This window comes from Salipiger sp. HF18 (assembly GCF_011806505.1).
In the GTDB taxonomy this organism is placed as follows: domain Bacteria; phylum Pseudomonadota; class Alphaproteobacteria; order Rhodobacterales; family Rhodobacteraceae; genus Salipiger; species Salipiger thiooxidans.
Genome location: NZ_JAATOS010000047.1, coordinates 1 through 17,505 on the forward strand (window position 1 = coordinate 1; position 17,505 = coordinate 17,505).

At 69.7% G+C, this 17,505-nt stretch carries 17 protein-coding genes; 13 read left to right on the top strand and 4 right to left on the bottom strand.

Features of this window, described 5'->3' with window-relative positions; translation table 11 throughout:
* The 5 genes from HC022_RS07220 to HC022_RS29625 form a co-directional block, all read left to right on the top strand.
* Positions 1 to 441: oxidoreductase C-terminal domain-containing protein (locus HC022_RS07220; RefSeq protein ID WP_303049053.1), on the top strand; the 441-nt coding region annotated here is incomplete at its 5' end.
* A gap of 91 nt (positions 442 to 532) precedes the next feature.
* A complete protein-coding gene (locus tag HC022_RS07225) occupies positions 533 to 1,513 on the top strand; it encodes a TRAP transporter substrate-binding protein (protein ID WP_167451953.1) in 981 nt (326 codons plus the stop codon).
* Positions 1,513 to 2,010 carry a TRAP transporter small permease gene (locus HC022_RS07230; RefSeq protein ID WP_368484624.1) on the top strand — a complete coding sequence of 166 codons (498 nt, stop codon included), beginning with the start codon at positions 1,513 to 1,515 and terminating at the stop codon, positions 2,008 to 2,010. The genes HC022_RS07225 and HC022_RS07230 overlap by 1 nt, the downstream gene beginning before the upstream one ends.
* Complete coding sequence (locus HC022_RS07235; RefSeq protein WP_167451955.1) at positions 2,007 to 3,305, top strand: TRAP transporter large permease; 1,299 nt, start codon at positions 2,007 to 2,009, stop codon at positions 3,303 to 3,305. The genes HC022_RS07230 and HC022_RS07235 overlap by 4 nt, the downstream gene beginning before the upstream one ends.
* Positions 3,306 to 3,491: 186 nt before the next feature.
* The gene (locus tag HC022_RS29625; RefSeq protein ID WP_167451956.1) at positions 3,492 to 4,073 is read left to right on the top strand and encodes a LysR substrate-binding domain-containing protein; all 582 of its coding nucleotides are present in this window, start codon (positions 3,492 to 3,494) and stop codon (positions 4,071 to 4,073) included.
* Here the strand turns inward: HC022_RS29625 and HC022_RS07245 are convergent.
* Positions 3,995 to 4,537 (bottom strand): TetR/AcrR family transcriptional regulator, encoded by a 543-nt coding sequence (locus HC022_RS07245; protein WP_167451957.1) that lies wholly within the window; start codon positions 4,535 to 4,537, stop codon positions 3,995 to 3,997. The genes HC022_RS29625 and HC022_RS07245 overlap by 79 nt on opposite strands.
* 108 nt (positions 4,538 to 4,645) lie before the next feature.
* Here HC022_RS07245 and HC022_RS07250 point away from each other — a divergent pair, with 108 nt between their 5' ends.
* From HC022_RS07250 to HC022_RS07260, 3 genes are read left to right on the top strand one after another with little or no spacing between them, the layout of a single operon-like run.
* On the top strand, positions 4,646 to 5,149 hold the full coding sequence (locus HC022_RS07250) for a (2Fe-2S)-binding protein (RefSeq protein ID WP_167451958.1): 504 nt from the start codon (positions 4,646 to 4,648) through the stop codon (positions 5,147 to 5,149).
* Complete coding sequence (locus tag HC022_RS07255) at positions 5,146 to 6,183, top strand: xanthine dehydrogenase family protein subunit M (RefSeq protein ID WP_167451959.1); 1,038 nt, start codon at positions 5,146 to 5,148, stop codon at positions 6,181 to 6,183. The genes HC022_RS07250 and HC022_RS07255 overlap by 4 nt, the downstream gene beginning before the upstream one ends.
* Positions 6,176 to 8,410: a xanthine dehydrogenase family protein molybdopterin-binding subunit gene (locus HC022_RS07260; RefSeq protein WP_167451960.1), complete on the top strand. Its 2,235-nt coding sequence runs from the start codon at positions 6,176 to 6,178 to the stop codon at positions 8,408 to 8,410. The genes HC022_RS07255 and HC022_RS07260 overlap by 8 nt, the downstream gene beginning before the upstream one ends.
* A gap of 117 nt (positions 8,411 to 8,527) precedes the next feature.
* Here HC022_RS07260 and HC022_RS07265 read toward each other — a convergent pair whose 3' ends face one another.
* Complete coding sequence (locus HC022_RS07265) at positions 8,528 to 10,084, bottom strand: DHA2 family efflux MFS transporter permease subunit (protein ID WP_167451961.1); 1,557 nt, start codon at positions 10,082 to 10,084, stop codon at positions 8,528 to 8,530.
* A complete protein-coding gene (locus HC022_RS07270; protein ID WP_167451962.1) occupies positions 10,081 to 11,250 on the bottom strand; it encodes an HlyD family secretion protein in 1,170 nt (389 codons plus the stop codon). Before HC022_RS07270 ends, HC022_RS07265 begins: the two co-directional genes overlap by 4 nt.
* A 137-nt stretch (positions 11,251 to 11,387) precedes the next feature.
* Between HC022_RS07270 and HC022_RS07275 the strand changes: the two genes are divergently transcribed.
* The gene (locus tag HC022_RS07275) at positions 11,388 to 12,050 is read left to right on the top strand and encodes a TetR/AcrR family transcriptional regulator (protein WP_089959764.1); all 663 of its coding nucleotides are present in this window, start codon (positions 11,388 to 11,390) and stop codon (positions 12,048 to 12,050) included.
* A gap of 5 nt (positions 12,051 to 12,055) precedes the next feature.
* Here HC022_RS07275 and HC022_RS07280 read toward each other — a convergent pair whose 3' ends face one another.
* Complete coding sequence (locus tag HC022_RS07280) at positions 12,056 to 12,526, bottom strand: MaoC family dehydratase (RefSeq protein WP_167451963.1); 471 nt, start codon at positions 12,524 to 12,526, stop codon at positions 12,056 to 12,058.
* A gap of 154 nt (positions 12,527 to 12,680) precedes the next feature.
* Here HC022_RS07280 and HC022_RS07285 point away from each other — a divergent pair, with 154 nt between their 5' ends.
* The 4 genes from HC022_RS07285 (at position 12,681) to HC022_RS07300 (ending at position 17,384) form a co-directional block, all read left to right on the top strand.
* Positions 12,681 to 13,907 carry a CaiB/BaiF CoA-transferase family protein gene (locus tag HC022_RS07285; protein ID WP_167451964.1) on the top strand — a complete coding sequence of 409 codons (1,227 nt, stop codon included), beginning with the start codon at positions 12,681 to 12,683 and terminating at the stop codon, positions 13,905 to 13,907.
* Positions 13,904 to 14,968, top strand: coding sequence for an acyl-CoA dehydrogenase family protein (locus tag HC022_RS07290; RefSeq protein ID WP_167451965.1), 1,065 nt, complete (start codon positions 13,904 to 13,906; stop codon positions 14,966 to 14,968). The genes HC022_RS07285 and HC022_RS07290 overlap by 4 nt, the downstream gene beginning before the upstream one ends.
* Positions 14,965 to 16,119, top strand: a complete 1,155-nt coding sequence (locus HC022_RS07295; RefSeq protein ID WP_167451966.1) for an acyl-CoA dehydrogenase family protein — start codon at positions 14,965 to 14,967, stop codon at positions 16,117 to 16,119. The genes HC022_RS07290 and HC022_RS07295 overlap by 4 nt, the downstream gene beginning before the upstream one ends.
* Positions 16,120 to 16,247: 128 nt before the next feature.
* The gene (locus HC022_RS07300) at positions 16,248 to 17,384 is read left to right on the top strand and encodes a TAXI family TRAP transporter solute-binding subunit (RefSeq protein ID WP_254884983.1); all 1,137 of its coding nucleotides are present in this window, start codon (positions 16,248 to 16,250) and stop codon (positions 17,382 to 17,384) included.
* Positions 17,385 to 17,505 lie beyond the last annotated feature (121 nt).

Consider the following 17,505-nt stretch of genomic DNA (forward strand, 5'->3'; position numbering starts at 1 on the left):
GAGGCCGGGCTCGAGGTCGAGAACGGCGTCCGGCTTTGCGGACGGCTCCTGACCAGCGATCCGCAGATCTCGGCGCTGGGGGACTGCGCCAGCTTCCCCGACCCGCGGGACGGCCAGCGCATCCGGCTCGAGAGCGTGCAGGCCGCCACCGACCACGCCCGCTTCATCGCGGCGCGCCTCAGCAAGGGCGGCGAAGATCACTACGCAGCCCTGCCGTGGTTCTGGTCGGACCAGGCGGACAGCAAGCTGCAGATCGCGGGGTTTGCCGGTCCCGGCACCTCGGAGGAGGTGATCTGCGACGGCGTCGTGGCCCGGCTCGACGACCGGGGCCTCGTCGCGGTGGAGACCGTCAACAACGCCGGCATCCACATGAAGAGCCGACGCCTGCTGTCGGGAGGCACGCCGGCCGGACTGGACGACCTCGTGCAGATCGCCGCCTGAGGCGGGATCCACGGGGCCGGGCCAATACAGTTAACTTGTTAATTATCGTCTCCCGTGGTAGGGAAGACTCATCTGAGGGAGGAGACCCAGAATGAAACATCACCTGATCGCCGCTTCGGCGGGCGTGTCGCTGTGCCTTGCCACGAGCGCGGGCGCCAACGAGCTGAAATACGCCAACTGGGCCTCGCCCATGCACACCATCGTCGCGGCACAGGTCGACCCGCTCGCCAAGGTGCTGGACGAGGGCACCGGCGGCGAGACCACGCTGCGCAGCTACAACGGCGGCGAGCTCGGCGCGGGCCCGGCGGACCAGTTCGTGCGCGTGCTTCAGGGCACCGCCGACATGGGCTGGGGCGTGCATGGCTACACCTCCTCGCAGTTCCCAAAGAGCCTCGTGCTCGAGCTGCCGGGCGCGCTGCCGCTCGACCAGCCGGGCTACGCCGCGCTCTGGCGCGCCTTCCCCGACGAGCTGGCGCAGGAATACCCGCGCACCGAGGTGATCGCGCTCTGGGCCTCCGAGCCCAACATCCTGATGATGCGCGACAAGGAGGTGCACAGCCCCGCCGACCTCAAGGGTCTGAAGATGCGGGTTGCGGGCTCGATCTCGGCCGAGGCGATGGAAGCGCTCGGCGCGACCCCGGTGCAGATCCCGATGACGCAGGTCTACAACGGCCTGCAGACCGGCCTCATCGACGGCGTCATCTCGGGCGCCTCCGTGCTCTCGGACTTCAAGCTAAACGAGGTGGTCGGCAGCATCACCTCGGGGCCGAACTTCGGCCGCCTGACCTTCTACACCGTGATGTCGCAAGGCGCCTATGACGGGCTCTCGGACGAGGCCAGGGCCGCGCTCGACACGCTCAAGGGCGAGGAGATCTCGCGCATGACCGAAGAGGCCTGGGTCGCCACCGCCGACGAGGCGCTGGAGGCCGCACGTCAGGCCGACGGCATCACCGTGCTCGACCTCGAGGGCGACGAGGCGCAGGCCTTCAACGACGCGCTGGCCTCGGTGACCGACGCCTACGTGGCCGAGGTCGGCGGCGAGGCGGCGCTGGCGGCGATCCGGGGCGAATGATGCTGGGCAGGGTGCACTGGCTGTCGGACAGGCTGATCGGCCTGTCCGCGATCGTCGGCACGCTCGGGCTGCTCTTCGTGGTGGCCGTGATCGTGATCGACGTGGTGGGGCGCAACTTCGGCGCCCCGCTCTACGGCTCGCAGGACCTCATCACCATGACCATGGTGATCATCGTCTTCGGCGGCATGTCGCTCTGCGACCGTGACGGCGGGCACATCGTCGTCGACATCTTCGAGAACACATTCTCGCCGCGGCTCAACCGTGTCATCGACGTGGTCGCCGCGCTTCTGGGGGCGGTGATCTTCGTGCTCATCGCCTGGACCGTCTGGCAGAGCGCCCAGCTGAGCGTCCTGCTGAACCTCGCCACCAACCTGCTGCGCCTGCCCACCGCCTGGTTCCAGTACGCGCTCTGCGTCTTCTCGCTGATCACCGCGCTGGGGATGCTGCTGCGGGCCCTGAGCCTGATGCTCGGCCACAAGGCTGCGGGGGCCGCATGAGCAGCGTCTTCGTCGGCTCCGTCGGACTGGCGCTGCTGCTGGTCCTCCTCCTGATGCGAATCCCCGTGGCCTTCGCGATGTTCGCGGTGGGCTTCATCGGCATCTGGATCCTCAACGGGCTGCAGGCCGCGACAGGCCTGCTGTCCTCCGAGACCTTCGCGCTCGCGTCCAATTCCGAGCTTATCGTCGTGCCCCTCTTCATCCTGATGGGCAACGTCGCCAGCGCCACCGGCATGAGCCGCAAGCTCTACGACGCGGCCTATGCCACCATCGGGCAGGTGCGCGGCGGGCTTGCCTCGGCCACGGTGATCGGCTGCGGCGGTTTCGCGGCGCTCTCGGGCTCGTCCGTGGCCTCGGCGCTGACCATGGGCCGCACGGCACTGGCCGAGATGGACCGCTTCGCCTACAGCCCGCGGCTCTCGACCGGGGTGGTCGCGGCGGGCGGCACGCTGGGCATCCTGATCCCGCCCTCCACCGGCTTTGTGATCTACGCCATCCTCACCGAGCAGAGCATCGGGCGGCTCTTCATGGCCGGCATCCTGCCGGGCATCCTGCTGCTCTCGGCCTTCCTGCTGACCATCGCCCTGCTCTGCACGCTGAAGCCCGAACTCGGGCCCCCGGGTCCCAAGACCAACACCCGCGAGAAGGGACGCGCCTTCCTCGGCGCGGTACCGATCCTGGCCATCGTGGTGATCACCATCGGCGGCATCTACAGCGGCATGTTCTCGCCCACCGAGGCCGCCGGCGTCGGCGCGGCGCTGGTCATCCTCATCGGCGCGGTCACCCGCACCCTGACCCTGCGGGTGTTCTGGGACGCCGCGCGCAGCTCCATCGTGACCACCGCCTCGGTCATGCTGATCCTGATCGCGGCGCACATGATCAACCCCTTCGTGGCGCTCAGCCATCTGCCCGCCGAGGTCAGCCGGCTGCTCGTCGCGCTCGACTTCGGGCCGTTCGGGACGCTGGTGGTGATTCTCGCGATCTACCTCGTGCTGGGCTGTTTCCTCGAGGGTCTGGCGATGCTCGTGCTCACCCTGCCGATCTTCATGCCGGTGGTGCTGCAGCTGGGCATCGACCCAATCTGGTTCGGCGTGCTGGTGGTGCTGACGCTCGAGATGGGGCTGATCTCGCCGCCCGTGGGGATCAACGTCTTCATCGTGAAATCCGTCGCCCGCAATGTCGAGCTGCTCGACATCTTCCGCGGTGTGCTGCCGTTCTGGCTGGCGATGCTGCTGACGCTGGCGCTGCTCGTGGCGGTGCCGAGCCTGTCGCTCTGGCTGCCGAGCATGATGTGACCGAAGCTCCGGCGCGGCTCCCGCAAGGGCCGAGCCGGGGTCGTTCTTCCACCGCTGCGCGTGGTCCGCTCTCCGCTTCTTTCGGTCTGGAACCGCTCAGGCGCGCAAGCTCCCCGCTCAACCTACGTCCGGCCACCCCAGCGCCCGCGAAAGTCTCCGGGCCGAGGCGGTGGTCAGGCGGATGATGTGCCCGAGCTCGCTGGCGCGGACGCGGAAGGCGGGCGCCACCGCGTGCACCGAGGCCACCACCGAGCTGTCGATGGCAAAGACGGCGGGCACCCGCTCTGCGACGGCAGGGACATCACGCCGGCGAACCTGCACGGCGTGCCGCTGATCATGACCGGGCACCCGCGGCCAAGGCGGGTGGCGCTGGACCACATGTTCGACAAGGCCGGCGTCCGACCGCCGATCGAGATCGAGATCCACACCGACAGCGCGGCCTGCGCCTTCGTCGCTCGGGGGCTTGGTGTGTCGATCGTCAGCAGTCTCTTCGCCAACCTGTTCCGCGATTTTCCCATTGACCTGAGGCGGTTCCGCCCGCGCTCGACCCGGAGCTTCGGGCGGCTGCGGGACAAGGACGTGCCCCTGCCCCTCGCCGCCCGGCGCATCGGCGAGATCCTGAAGCGCGAGCTCACCTGCTCGCAGCTGCCGCTCGACGAGCTGCTGTCGAACGGTCGCTGGCGCCTGCCTCAGCTCCTGGGCCGCAGCCCGTCGAGGAACACGTCGAGCAGCAGCCCGGCGCGGTCGGGGTCGGCGCCGGGGCCGTAGTTGATGCCCAGAAGCACCCGCATCAGGTCCTCGCTGGTGACGTCCGCGCGCACCCGGCCCTCGGCCACGGCGCGGGCGTGCAGCGCCGCCACCGCACCACGCATCCGCTCCGACTGTTCGGAGATGAAGCACGACTCGGGCTCGAACACCGGCGCCAGCGCCGCAACCATGCCGCGCTTGGTCGCCATCATGCGCAGCGCCTCGCGCATCCACTCCTCGAGACTGTCCTTCTCGGCCCGGCGCTCTAGTATCTCGACCTCGCGGGCATAGACCGCCTGGAACAGCGCCTCGCGCGTCGGGAAGTGCCGGTACAGCGTTCCGATCCCCAGCCCCGCCTTGCGGGCCACCGCCTCGAGACTGCCGCCGTCCCCGCGAAAAACCTCGGCCGCGGCGCTCAGAAGCAGCTCGCGGTTGCGCAGCGTATCGGCGCGCGGCTTCCGCGTTTTCGGCTGTTCGGCGCTCATTTCCTTTCCCATACCTCAACCCACTTGAAAACGGAGGATGCCTCCGTATTTTAAGGAACAGGCCCCCGGGGCCCAAGTTCCCGTCAGCTTACAGCCAAAGAGGGAAAGATGACATCGACCCTGAACATCACGATCAACGGAGCGCCGCACGAGATCGCGCTCGACGATCCCCGCGCCACGCTGCTCGACGTCCTGCGCGAGCGGCTCGGACTTACCGGAACCAAGAAGGGCTGCGACCGTGGCCAGTGCGGGGCCTGCACCGTGCTGATCGACGGGCGTCGGATGAACGCGTGCCTCGCCCTCGCGCTGTCCCACGACGGGGCGGAGGTCGCCACCATCGAGGGGCTGGCCGACGGCGACACGTTGCACCCGGTGCAGCAGGCCTTCATCGCCCATGACGGCTTTCAGTGCGGCTACTGCACCCCCGGCCAGATCATGTCCGCCGTGGGCCTGATCGCCGAGGGCGAGGCCGGGCTCGACCCCGAGCGCGTGCGCGAGGGCATGAGCGGCAACATCTGCCGCTGCGCCGCCTACGCCGGCATCACCGAGGCCGTGCTCGAGGCCACCCGAGCCTCCGGGACCCGGACCGAGGACGAAAGGACCGACGCATGAACCGTTTCGACTATGCCCGCGCCGACAGTATCGGCGCCGCCATCGCCGCGGCGGGAGCGCCGGGCGGCAGCTTCCTCGCCGGTGGCACCAACCTGCTCGACCTGATGAAGATCGGGGCGGCGACGCCGGAGCGGCTTATCGACATCTCGCGCCTGCCGCTCGACCGGATCGAGGACACCGACGGCGGGCTCCGCATCGGGGCCATGGTCCGCAACGCCGACATCGCCCGGCACCCCGAGGTGCTGGCGCGCTACCCGGCGCTGGCCGAGGCGCTGCTCTCGGGAGCGTCGGCGCAACTGCGCAACGCTGCAACCACCGGCGGCAACGTCATGCAGGCGACCCGCTGCAGCTATTTCCAGGACCCGCTGTCGCCCTGCAACCGGCGGGAGCCGGGTTCGGGTTGCGGTGCGCTTGGCGGGCGCACCCGCAACCACGCGGTGCTGGGCTGGGACGAGGGCTGCATCGCCGTGCACCCGTCAGACATGTGCGTGGCGCTCGCCGCCTATGACGCGGTGGTCGAGATCACCGGGCCCGAGGGCACCCGCGACGTGCCGATGGCAACCTTCCACCCGCTGCCCGACGCCGCGGGCGCCGGCACCCCGGCGCTGGCCGAGGGCGAGATCGTCACCCACATCCGCCTGCCCGACCCGGGCGGCATGGCGCGCAATGCCCGCTACCTGAAGCTGCGCGAGCGGACCTCGTTTGCCTTCGCGCTGGTCTCGGCCGCCGCCGCGCTCGAGATCCGCGACGGCGTCATCGTCTCGGCCCGCCTCGCGCTCGGTGGCGTCGCTGCCCGCCCGTGGCGCTGCCACGAGGCCGAGGCGATGCTCGTGGGCATGGTGCCCACGCGCGGCAGCTTCACCGTCGCCGCCGCGGAAGCGCTGACCGGTGCCACACCCTCGGGCGACAACGCCCACAAGATCGAGCTCGCGCGGCGCATCGCGGTCCGCGCGCTGGACCTCGCCGCGGCAGGGACGCCGGACCGGCTGCCCGCCCTGCCCGCCTCCGCCTTCGCAGGAGAAGACAATGGATGACATGCTGAACACCCAGGGCCACGTGCGGCTCGGCTCGAGCGCGGGCCAGCCGCTCACCCGCCGCGACGGCATCCTCAAGGTGACCGGTGCCGCGCCCTATGCCGCCGACGCGCGCCCCGAGGGCGTGCTGCACGCGGTCACTTTGGCCGCCGGGATCGCACGCGGTCGCGTGGCGCGCCTTAACAGCGCCGCCGCCGAGGCGCATCCCGGCGTCGTCAAGGTCTACACGCCCGCCAACACGCCCGCGCTGGCCGTGAGCCCGGACGAGAAGATCCACCCCTTCGTCTGGCGCATGGAGGTGCTGCAGGACGACCGCGTGCGCTATGCGGGCCAGCCGATCGCGATGATCGTGGCCGAGACGCTCGAGGCCGCGACCGAGGCCGCGCGGCTGCTGGCGCCGGACTACGAAGCCGAGCCGCACCGGGTGACGCTCGACGATGCCGATCCCTTCGACACCGAGACCACGGCGTTCGGACGGCCCGCCAACATGACCAAGGGCGATCTCGCCACGGCGCGCGCCACGTCGTCCCGGCACGTCACCACGCAGATCGACACCTCGGCGCAGTACCACAATGCCATGGAGCCCCACGCGATCACCGCCCAATGGGTCGGCGACCGGCTCGAGATCGACACGCCGAACCAGGCCATCGGGCTCTCGAAACAAACCTTCGCCGCCTTCCTCGGCATCGCGCCCGAGCAGATCCTGCTGCGCAGCCCCTTTATCGGCGGCGGCTTCGGGTCCAAGGCGATCCTCTACGGGGCGCAGCTGCTGACCATCCTCGCGGCGCGCGATCTCGATAGGCCGGTGAAGCTGGCGCTGCGGCGGGACCAGGTCTACGGCCCCACCGGGCATCGTGCCCCGACACGGCAGACCCTGCGCATCGACATGGATGACATGGGCCGCATCACCGCGCTCGACCATGATACGATCACGCTGACCTCGAGCTTCGACCAGTTCCTCGAGAGCGCCTCGAACGCGTCGCACAGCCTCTACGCGGCGCCGGTGCTGCGCACCACGCACCACGGCCGGCGCGCCGACGTGGGCACGCCCGGGCCGATGCGCGCCCCGGGCGAGGCGCCGGGGTCGGCCGCGCTCGAGATCGCCATGGACGAGGCGGCACGGGCGGCGGGGCTCGACCCGCTCGACTTCCGCCTGCTGAACCACGCCGACACCGACCCGGCGTCGGGCATGAGCTTCTCGTCCAAGGCGCTGCGCGAATGCTACGCCGAGGCCGCCGGGCGCTTTGGCTGGGCCGGGCGCCCGCAGGAGCCCCGGCAGATGCGCGAGGGCAGGCTCCTCAAGGGCTGGGGCATGGGCACGGCGCAGTTCCCCTGCCCGATGTTCCAGGCCGCGGCCCATGCCACGCTGCGCGCCGACGGCTCGGCTGTGGTCGAGACCTCGGCCGCCGACATGGGCCAGGGCGCGTGGACGGCACTGGCGCAGATCGCCGCCGACGGGCTGGGCATCGACATCGACAAGGTCGAGTTCCGCTCGGGCCATTCCGACCTGCCCGACGCGGGCGTCGCGGGCGGCTCCGGCCACACCGCCACTGCCGGCACCGCGCTCTTCAACGCGGGCTCGGACGCGGTGCGCCAGCTCGCCGAACTGGCCACCCAGGACCCCGCCTCGCCGTTCTTCGGGGCCGGCAACGCGGGCGTCACGGCGCGGTCGGGGCGGCTCTGGCGCAACGATGACGACCGCTCCGAGGCCTACGAGGACATCCTTGCCCGCGCCGGGCTCGAGCTCATCCGCGGCGAAGGCACCGGCGCGCGCGAGGGCGAGCCCACCCACGCCATGTTCTCGCACGGGGCGGTCTTCGCCGAGGTGCTGGTCGATCCCGATCTCGGGCAGGTCCGTGTGAGCCGCCTGATCGGCGCCTTCGCGGCGGGGCGGATCATCAACCCCGCGCTGGCCCGCAGCCAGCTTCTGGGCGGCATGATCTGGGGCATCGGCATGGCCCTGCAGGAAGAGGCGCTGCACGACACCCATTCGGGACGGTTCGTGAACAACGACCTCGCGGGCTACCACGTGCCGGTCAACGCCGATGCGCCGATGGTCGAGGCGATCACCGTCCACGAGGATGACCCCTTCGTGAACGCGCTCGGCATCAAGGGCGTGGGCGAGATCGGCGTCACCGGCACCGTGGGCGCCATCGGCAACGCGGTCTGGCACGCCACCGGCGTCAGACCGGGGCGTTTCCCGATCCACCCCGAAACGCTGATCTGAGGACGGATCCAGAACCAACAACGAAGGGCCCGGCGGAACGCTCCGCCGGGCCCTTCTTCTGTCCGTGATCCTGTCCGGGACTTCACCCGTGGGCTTGTTCGCGACCCCGTCCGCCGGTCAGTGCGCCGCCGCACCCGCCCCGCTGCGCGGCGGCTTCATCGCCAGCGCCAGCACCGCGAGCCCCGCGAAGAGCACGGTGATCAGGGTGAAGACGTCGATGAAGGACATCACCGTCGCCTGTTGCGCCACCCGCCCCGCGAGCTGCGACAGTGCCCCGGTCTGGCCGTCGATGCCATTGGCCTCGAGATTGGCGGCCAGCATGTCGATCTGGCGCAGCGCCTCGGGGTTGGCCCAGTTCAGCGCCTCGTTCAGCCGCGCCGTGTGCAGTGCACCGCGGTCGGTCAGCAGCGTGTTGATCACCGCCAGACCCACGGCGCCACCGAGGTTGCGCATCAGGTTGTAGAGCCCCGAGGCGCTCTTCATCTTGTCAGGCGGCAGCGTTCCGAGCGCGAGGTTGTTGATCGGCACCATGCAGATCATCAGCGACAGCCCCCGCAGCACCTGCGGCCAGAGCAACTCGTTGAAATCCCAGTCGGCGGTCATGCCGGTGAGCATCCAGCTCGAGACCGCGAAGCCCACGAAGCCCATCAGCAGCATCACCCGCAGGTCCATCTTCGACGACAGGATCCCCGCCAGCGGCGCGCTCACGAACATCGCGAGACCCGAGACGAACACCGTCTGGCCGGTCATCAGGCTGTCGTAGCCGCGGATCGAGGACAGGTAGAGCGGGTAGAGATAGGTCATCCCGTAAAGCCCGATCCCCATCACGAAACTGAACACCGAGCCCACGGCGAAGTTGGTGTTGGCGAAGGCCGAGAAGTCGACCACCGGGCTCTTGAGAGTGAAGGCGCGCCAGAAGGTGACGATGCCGCCCACCACCATGACCACGAAGAGCGCGGCGACGATCTCGTCCTGGAACCAGTCGTTGCCCGGGCCTTCCTCGAGCACGTATTCCATGGCGCCGAGGAAGCAGGCCAGCGCCCCGAGGCCGATCCAGTCGAAGCTGTCGAAGAGCTTCCACTCGGGCTTGTCGAAGTCGATCAGGGTGATGGCGCCGATGGTCACGAGGATGCCCGCCGGCACGTTGACGAGGAACAGCCAGTGCCAGCTCATGGCGTGGCTGAGATAGCCGCCGACGGTCGGGCCCACGGTGGGCGCCAGCGTTGCCACGAGGCCGATCATCGGCGAGACGATGGCGCGTTTCGAGGCCGGGAAGATGGTGAAGGCCGCGGCGAAGACCGCCGGGATCATGCCGCCGCCGAGGAACCCCTGCACCGCGCGCCACAGGATCATCTCGTTGATCGAGCCCGAGGTGGCGCAGAGGAAGGACGCGGCGGTGAAGCCCGCGGCCGACGCGGCGAAGAGGTAGCGCGTCGACATCATCCGGCCCAGCAGGCCGGAAAGCGGGATCATGATGACCTCGGCGATCAGGTACGAGGTCTGCACCCACGAGATCTCGTCCGACGAGGCGCCGAGCCCGGCCTGGATCTCGGGCAGCGAGGCCGAGACGATCTGGATGTCGAGGATCGCCATGAACATCCCGAAGACCATGACGAAAAACGCCGCGACCCTGCGCGGCGTGAGTTCCGGTTCCTGTGGGGCGGCGGCGCTCATTGCAGCGCCTCCGCGACGTCCGTGCCCTCGGGCGCCGTGCGCTGGTCGATCTCGACCACCACCGAGAGGCCCGCGCGCAGGCCCGGGGTGCCGTCCGGCAGCTCGATGCGCACCGGCACGCGCTGCACGATCTTGGTGAAGTTGCCGGTGGCGTTGTCCGCCGGCAGCAGCGAGAACACCGAGCCCGTGGCCGGCGCGACCGAGACCACGCGGCCCTCGATCTCGTGGCCCTCCATGGCGTCGATGCTCACCCGGGCGGTCTCGCCCGCGACGATGCCGGAAAGCTGGGTTTCCTTGAAATTGGCCTCGACATAGAGCCCGTGGTCGGGGACCACGGCGGCAAGCCGGGCGCCGACGTTGACCAGTTCCCCGGCCTCGATGGCGATATTGGCCACGGTGCCGTCGAAGGGCGCGCGCAGCACGGTATGGTCGAGGTCGCGCTGCGCCTGCGCGATGCCGAGCTCGAGATCGCGGCGGCTGGACTCGGTCTCAGCCCGCTCTGCGCGCAGCACCTCGATCTCGGCCTGCGCGCCCTTGATCGCTGCCTGCGCCGCGGCGCGGTTGGCCTCGGCGGTCTCGAGCGCACCGTTGGCGTCATCGAGATCGGCCTGCGAGGCGACCTTGCGGTCGGCCAGCCCCTTGACCCGCGCCTGGGTGATGCCGGCGGTGCGCAGCGTCGCCTCGGCGGCGGAAAGCTGGGCCTCGGCCTGCGTCACGCTGGCCTCGGCGGCGGTGATCTGCGCGTCGATGCGCGCCAGCGTGCGGTCGAGCGTCGGCAGCTTGGCCTGCGCCTGCTCCAGCGCGATGCGATAGTCGCCGTCCTCGATCCGCACCAGAACCTCGCCGCGCGTCACGTGCTGGTTCGCCTGCACCGGGATCTCGGCCACGTAGCCCTGCAGCTTGGATGAAACCAGCGACAGGTCCGCCTGCACGTAGGCGTCGTCGGTCTCGACCATGAAACGCCCGTCCGTCCACCAGTGATACCCCTCGTAGCCGCCCGCCAGAAGCGCGACCAGCGCGATGCCGCCAACGATCCGCTTGCGGCGCCCGCCCTTCTTCGGCGCCGGGGCGGCGGCGGTTTCGGGCGCGCGGGCCTGAGCCTGTGCGGGGGCCTCTGCGGCGGCCTGGTCGGAAGAAGGGGCGTCGATGCGGTCGTGGCGGGACATGGTGTCGGTCTTTCGGTGCAGGGGGCGATTCCGGGGGCGACGAACGGATCGAACCGGTCGGTTCGATTGCAGGTAGGGCAGGCCCGACACGAAATCAAGTCTTCATCGAACCACCCGGTTCGATTATATGTCCTCCCATGACAACCAAGACACATCCCGAGCCGGCTGAACTCTGCGCGCACAGACGCCGCCACGCCGCGGGCTCCGACCCCGAGAAACGCCGCCAGATCCTGGACGGCGCCTGGAGCGTGTTTGTCGATCAGGGCTTCGACGCCGCGTCGATGAACAGCATCTGCAAGGCGGCGGGGGTCTCGAAGGGGACGCTCTATGTCTACTTCGAGAACAAGGAGGATCTCTTCGTCGCGCTGGTCGAGGACAAGCGGAAGGCGTTCTTCCAGGGCATCTTCGAGCGGCTGGTCGATGCCGGGACCATCGAGGAACGGCTCTTTGCCTATGCCAGCGGTCTGGCGATCCAGCTCAATTCCGAGGACGTGATCCGGGCGCAGCGCATCGTCATCAGCGTGGTCGAGCGCATGCCCGAGCTCGGCACCCGCTTCTACGACGCGGGCGCGCGGCATTTCCTGAGCTGTCTCCAGGACTTTCTGAAGCGCGAGACCGAGGCCGGCAACCTCGCGGTCACCGATCCCGAACTCGCCGCCGCGCAGTTCGTCGAGCTTTCGACCACCGGCACGTGGCGGGCGCGGCTGTTCGGCCGCCGCGACGAGGCGCCGACCGAGGACGAGATCGCCTACGTGGCGACCGAGGCGGTGCGGGTCTTCATGGCCGCCTACCGCGCCTGAGCCTCTCAGGCCGCGGCGGCAGCGCCCGCGATCAGCAGCACGCCATGCGCCACCAGCGCAGGCTTGGCGGAGCCCTCGAGCTCGATCGTCGACTGCAACTCGATCCGGGCGCCACTGCCCTTGGCGCTCGCCCCGATCACCGCCTGCGCCAGCCGCACCCGCGAGCCCACCGGCACCGGTGCGGTGAAGCGTACCTTCTCGTAGCCGTAATTGAGCCCCGCCCCGCGGCTCTCGATCCGGAAGAGCTGGCGCTGCATCCGGGGAATCAACGACAGCAGGAACAGCCCGTGCGCGATGGTCTTGCCGTTCGGCCGCTCGCGCGCGGCCCGCGTCACATCGACGTGAATCCAGTGATCGTCGCCGGTCAGCGCGGCAAAGCCGTCGATCTGCTCCTGGGTGATCTCGAGCCACTCGGTGGCGCCCAGATTGGCGCCGGTATGGGCCGCAAAATCAATGGGTTCGTTCAGGATGAGCATGGCGGTCTCCTCTGCTGCCCGGCCCCGGCAAGCGGTGCGCCGCCTCCGGTCGGCTCCCCTCAAAGCTAATAAATCATAATTATCATTTTTAACTTGCGCAACCGCGAGCGGATCGGGATGCTTGGCGCAAGGAATATTCAGGAGGAGGTGCGCCATGGCAGCCATGCTTGGCCATATCAAGGTGCTCGATTTCAGCCGCGTCTTTGCCGGGCCATGGGCCGCACAGATGCTGGCGGATTTCGGTGCGGACGTCATCAAGGTCGAACATGTGAAGGGCGGCGACGACGTGCGTCGCATGGGCGTGCCGCATCTCGGACCCGACGGGGCGCCCACTGGCGAGACCTCGTCCTTCCTCGCGATGAACCGGGGCAAGCGCTCGCTGGCGCTGGACCTGTCGAAGCCCGAGGGGCAGGAGGTCGCGCGCCGGCTCGTGGCCGAGGCGGACGTGCTGATCGAGAACTTCAAGACCGGCACGCTGGCCCGCTTCGGACTCGATTACGACAGCGTCGCCGCGATCAACCCTCGGCTGGTCTACTGCTCGATCACCGGCTTCGGCCAGACCGGGCCGATGAAGCACCTGCCGGGCTACGACCCGATCTTCCAGGCGATGAGCGGGCTGCTCGCGATGACCGGCACCGCCGACGACGAGCCCGGTGCCGGTCCCGCGCTGGTGGGCTACTCGATCTCGGACATCACCGCCGGGCAATACGCGGTCTCCGCCATTCTCGCGGCGCTCAACCACCGCGACGCGGGCGCGGGCCAGGGCGCGGGGCAGTTCATCGACGTCGCGCTTCTCGACACGCAGATCCACGCCGCCTCGCACATGGCGATGAATTACCTCTCCTCCGGGCGGCTGCCGCGCCGCAACGGCACCGCCTCGCAGATCACCTGCCCGTGGCAGGCCTTCGACTGCGCCGACCGCCCGATCATGATCGCCATCGGCAACGACGCACAGTTCGCCCGCTTCTGCGACCACCTCGGGCTCGACGGCGTCGCCACGGATCCGCGCTTTGCCACCAACCTCGCCCGGGTCGAGAACGCCAGCGCGCTGATCCCGATGATCGCCGCGAAGCTGGCCGAGAAGACCGCCGACACCTGCTATGACGAGCTCGAGGCCATCGGCATTCCCGCCGGGCCGCTGAACAGCTTCGAGGACGTGTTCCGCATGGAGCAGGTCGCCGAACGTGGCCTCCTGCGCGAGCTGCAGCACGAGACCGCGGGCCGGGTGCGCTACGTCGCCAACCCGGTGCGCTTCTCGGGCGGCGCGCCCGAAACCACGCCACCGCCGCGCTTTGCCGAGCATACCGACGAGGTGCTGAAGGCACTGGGGCTCGAGCCCGACCAGATCGCGGCGCTGCGCCGCGCGGGGGTGGTCGCGTGATCGACGGCACCATGAACGAGGACTGGATCGAGAACGCCCGCATGATCGTCGAGAGCGCCCGTGCAGTGGTCCCGGCGGACGGCAACCTTGCCCGGGTACGCGCCGCGCGCTTCCAGGGTTGCGGCTTCGACCGCGCGGTGATGGCGCAGGCAGCCGAGCTCGGCTGGCCGCTGATGCGCGTCGCGGAGGACGCGGGCGGGCTCGGCCTTGGCCTGCGCGAGACCTGCGCGCTGGAGGTGCTGGGCGCCGGGCTGCTGCCCGAGCCGGTGCTGTCGACCATCACGGCCGCGGCGCTGCTGCAGGAGGCCCTGCCCGAAGAGGCGATGACCGGCGAGGCGGTGATCGTCACCGCCTGGCAGGACGCCACCGGCGATCAGGGCTGGCAGGGCGGCGCTTGGGACGGCACGCTGCAGGGCACCAAGGTCAACGTTCCCGGGGCCGAGGGGGCAGACCTCTTCGCCGTGCTCACCGGCGCGGGCGTGGCGATCGTGCCCCGCGATGCGCAGGGCGTGACGGTCGAAAGCGCCGAGACGCTCGACGGCTGCCGCCCCGGACGCGTGCGCCTCGACGGCCTCGCCGCAGAGATCCTCCCCTGCCCGCGGGCCGAGGCCGTGCTGCAGGACGCGCGGCTTGCTCACGCGGCCTACCTGCTCGGCCTATCGGGTCGCGCGCTGGAGATCACGCTCGACTACCTGCGGGTGCGCGAGCAGTTCGGCCGATCCATCGGCAGCTTCCAGTCGCTGCAGCACCGGGCGACCGAGATGAAGATCTCGCTCGAGCTGTCGCGCGCCGCGATCTTCGCCACCGCGCGCCGCTTCGACGCCGGGGCCGACCCGCGGGCCCGCGCGCATGGCGCCGCCCGCTGCAAGCTCCGCGCGTCAGGGCTGGCGATGCTGGTCGCCCGCGAGGCGGTGCAGATGCACGGCGCCATGGGCATCACCGACGAGGCCGACATCGGGCTCTTCGTGCGCAAGGCCATGGCCGAGGCCAACACCTATGGAAGCCCGAGAGAGCAGCGCGCGACGCTGACAGGACTGCTGGCAGAGGAGCACGCGGCATGACCGGACAGCCCGACTACAACGCCATGAGCGACGACGATTTCCGCGCCATGGTCCGAAGCTTCGTCGAGGCGAGCTACCCCGACATCCCCCGCCATTCGCTGAGCCGCCTGCACTGGCACGAGGTGAAGCCATGGTACCTGATCCTGTCGCAGAAGGGCTGGATCTGCCCGACATGGCCGCGCGAGCATGGCGGCATGGGGCTCACCGCGGGCAAGCACCTCATCATGATCGAGGAATTCGAGCGCTACGGCTGCGCGCGGGTCAACGACATCGGGCCGGTCATGCTGGGGCCGCTGCTGCTCAGGCATGGGACCGAGGAACAGAAGGCGCAGTTCCTGCCGCGCATCCTCTCGGGCGAGGACGTCTGGGCGCAGGGCTACAGCGAGCCGGGCGCGGGCTCGGACCTTGCCGCCGTGCGCTGCGAGGCGGTGCGCGACGGCGACGACTGGGTGATCAACGGCCAGAAGACCTGGTGCACGCTGGGCATGGACGCCAACTGGATCTTCATCCTCGCCCGCACCGACAAGACGGTGAAGAAGCAGGCGGGCATCAGCTTCCTGCTGGTGCCGATGGACGCGCCCGGCGTGACCATCCGCAACATCGAGAACCTCGAGCTCGAGGCCGAGTTCTGCGAAGTCTTCTTCGACGACGTGCGGGTGCCCGCCGATCACATCGTGGGCCGGGTCAACGACGGCTGGTCGGTGGCCAAGGCGCTGCTCGGCCACGAGCGCGTGTTCATCGGCGCGCCGCGGCTTTCCGCCAGCGCGCTGGCGCGGCTCGGGCACATCGCCCGCCGCGCCGGGGTCTGGGACGACCCGGTGTTCCGCGACCGCTACGTGACACTGCAATGCGACGTCATGGACCTGTCGGATCTCTTCGAGACCTACGTCGACCGGCTGCGCGACGGGCGCGAGATCGGCGCCGACGTGGCGATGCTGAAGATCTTCCAGAGCGAGCTTTTCCAGCGCATCTCGGAGCTGATGATGGAGGTCGCGGCCGAGGACTCGGGCCTGCGCGCCCCGCCCGAGGGCGACCGGCAGCTGCACGCCGCCGCAACCTGGCTCTCGGCGCGGCCGACGACGATCTTCGGCGGCTCGACAGAGATCATGCGCAACATGCTGGCCAAGGCGGTGCTCGAGCTTCCGAGCTGAGCCGCGTCACGCAAAAAGTCTAAAAGGTATAAGATTGACTTTTATACTTTTGCACGCTAGCCTGATCGAAATCCCGACGCCACCGACCAGGAGGCGGGGCGCCGGGTCGGTAATGCGAAAAGGGAGGAATGGCTTTGTTGGGATCCGCATTCATCAGGGGCACGGTCGCCGCCGTCGCCATCTTCGCCGGGCAGGCCGTCCTGGCCGACGAGGTGACGCTGCCGCGCACCATGGTCTGGACGTCCTACGACCTCGGCTCGACCGGCTACGTCGAGGCCTCGGCCATGGCCGACGCGCTCGACAAGAACTACGGCACCACCGTGCGCCTGACGCCCTCGGGCACCGGCATCGGCCGGATGCTGCCGCTCGCCAAGAAGCGCGCAACCTTCGGCTTCATGGGCAACGAGATCTTCTTCGCCTCCGAGGGCATGTTCGAATTCGCCGCCCGTGACTGGGGCCCGCAGGAGGTGCGCGTGTTGCTTGGCCGACCCGCCGCCGTCGGCCTGATCACCGGGCTCGACACCGACATCGAAAGCGTCGCGGACCTCAAGGGCCGCAAGGTGGGCTTCGTGCAGGCCAGCCCCTCGACCCTGATGAACACCGAGGCCGCGCTGGCCTTCGGCGATCTCACCGTCGACGACGTCGAGCAGGTGATCTACCCGGGCTACGGCGCCATGGTGCAGGGCTTCATCGCGGGCGAGATCGACGCCGTTCCGGTCACCCCCACGGTGTCAGCCCTGCGCGAGGCCGAAGGCGGCCGCGGCGTGCGCTGGCTCGACATGCCGGGATCGGACAGCGCCGGCTGGGACCGCGTGCGCGCCTCGGCCACGATCTTCTCGCCCACGTCGAGGCCCGTCGGCGTCAGCATCTCCGAGGACGATCCCGCCGAGCTTCTGGGCTACCGCTACCCGCAGCTCACCGCCTATGCCGACACCAGCGAGGACGAGGTCTACAACCTCGTGAAGGCGCTGGACGAGAGCTATGACCTCTTCAAGGACGCCAACGGCGTGATCGCGCGCTGGAACATGCAGGACGCGGGCAGTTCACCGGCCGGCGCGCCGTTTCACCCGGGTGCCATCAAGTACCTGCGCGAGAAGGGCGTCTGGGACGCCGAGGACGACGCCTGGAACGAGACCCGCATCGCCCGGCTCGAGGCGGTGAAGTCGGCCTGGGCCGCGGCCACCGAGAAGGCCGATGCCGAAAAGGTCTCGGACGAGGACTGGCCGGCCTTCTGGGACAGCTACCGCAGCGACGCGCTGAACTGACACGGCGGGGGGGGGCGCCCGCCCCCCCCCCCCCCCCCCCGCCCCCCGCGCCCCCCCCCCGCGCCCCCCCCCCCCCCCCCCGGCGGCCCCGCCCGCCCCCCCCCCCGCCCCCCCCCCCCCC

Coding starts and splice junctions, on each gene's coding strand:
- HC022_RS07225 (WP_167451953.1), top strand. CDS start 533: ATGAAACATCACCTGATCGCCGCTTCGGCGGGCGTGTCGCTGTGCCTT.
- HC022_RS07275 (WP_089959764.1), top strand. CDS start 11,388: ATGACAACCAAGACACATCCCGAGCCGGCTGAACTCTGCGCGCACAGA.
- HC022_RS07265 (WP_167451961.1), bottom strand. CDS start 10,084: ATGAGCGCCGCCGCCCCACAGGAACCGGAACTCACGCCGCGCAGGGTC.
- HC022_RS07280 (WP_167451963.1), bottom strand. CDS start 12,526: ATGCTCATCCTGAACGAACCCATTGATTTTGCGGCCCATACCGGCGCC.
- HC022_RS07270 (WP_167451962.1), bottom strand. CDS start 11,250: ATGTCCCGCCACGACCGCATCGACGCCCCTTCTTCCGACCAGGCCGCC.
- HC022_RS07255 (WP_167451959.1), top strand. CDS start 5,146: ATGAACCGTTTCGACTATGCCCGCGCCGACAGTATCGGCGCCGCCATC.
- HC022_RS07285 (WP_167451964.1), top strand. CDS start 12,681: ATGGCAGCCATGCTTGGCCATATCAAGGTGCTCGATTTCAGCCGCGTC.
- HC022_RS07230 (WP_368484624.1), top strand. CDS start 1,513: ATGCTGGGCAGGGTGCACTGGCTGTCGGACAGGCTGATCGGCCTGTCC.
- HC022_RS07300 (WP_254884983.1), top strand. CDS start 16,248: ATGGCTTTGTTGGGATCCGCATTCATCAGGGGCACGGTCGCCGCCGTC.
- HC022_RS07235 (WP_167451955.1), top strand. CDS start 2,007: ATGAGCAGCGTCTTCGTCGGCTCCGTCGGACTGGCGCTGCTGCTGGTC.
- HC022_RS07245 (WP_167451957.1), bottom strand. CDS start 4,537: ATGAGCGCCGAACAGCCGAAAACGCGGAAGCCGCGCGCCGATACGCTG.
- HC022_RS07295 (WP_167451966.1), top strand. CDS start 14,965: ATGACCGGACAGCCCGACTACAACGCCATGAGCGACGACGATTTCCGC.
- HC022_RS07260 (WP_167451960.1), top strand. CDS start 6,176: ATGGATGACATGCTGAACACCCAGGGCCACGTGCGGCTCGGCTCGAGC.
- HC022_RS07250 (WP_167451958.1), top strand. CDS start 4,646: ATGACATCGACCCTGAACATCACGATCAACGGAGCGCCGCACGAGATC.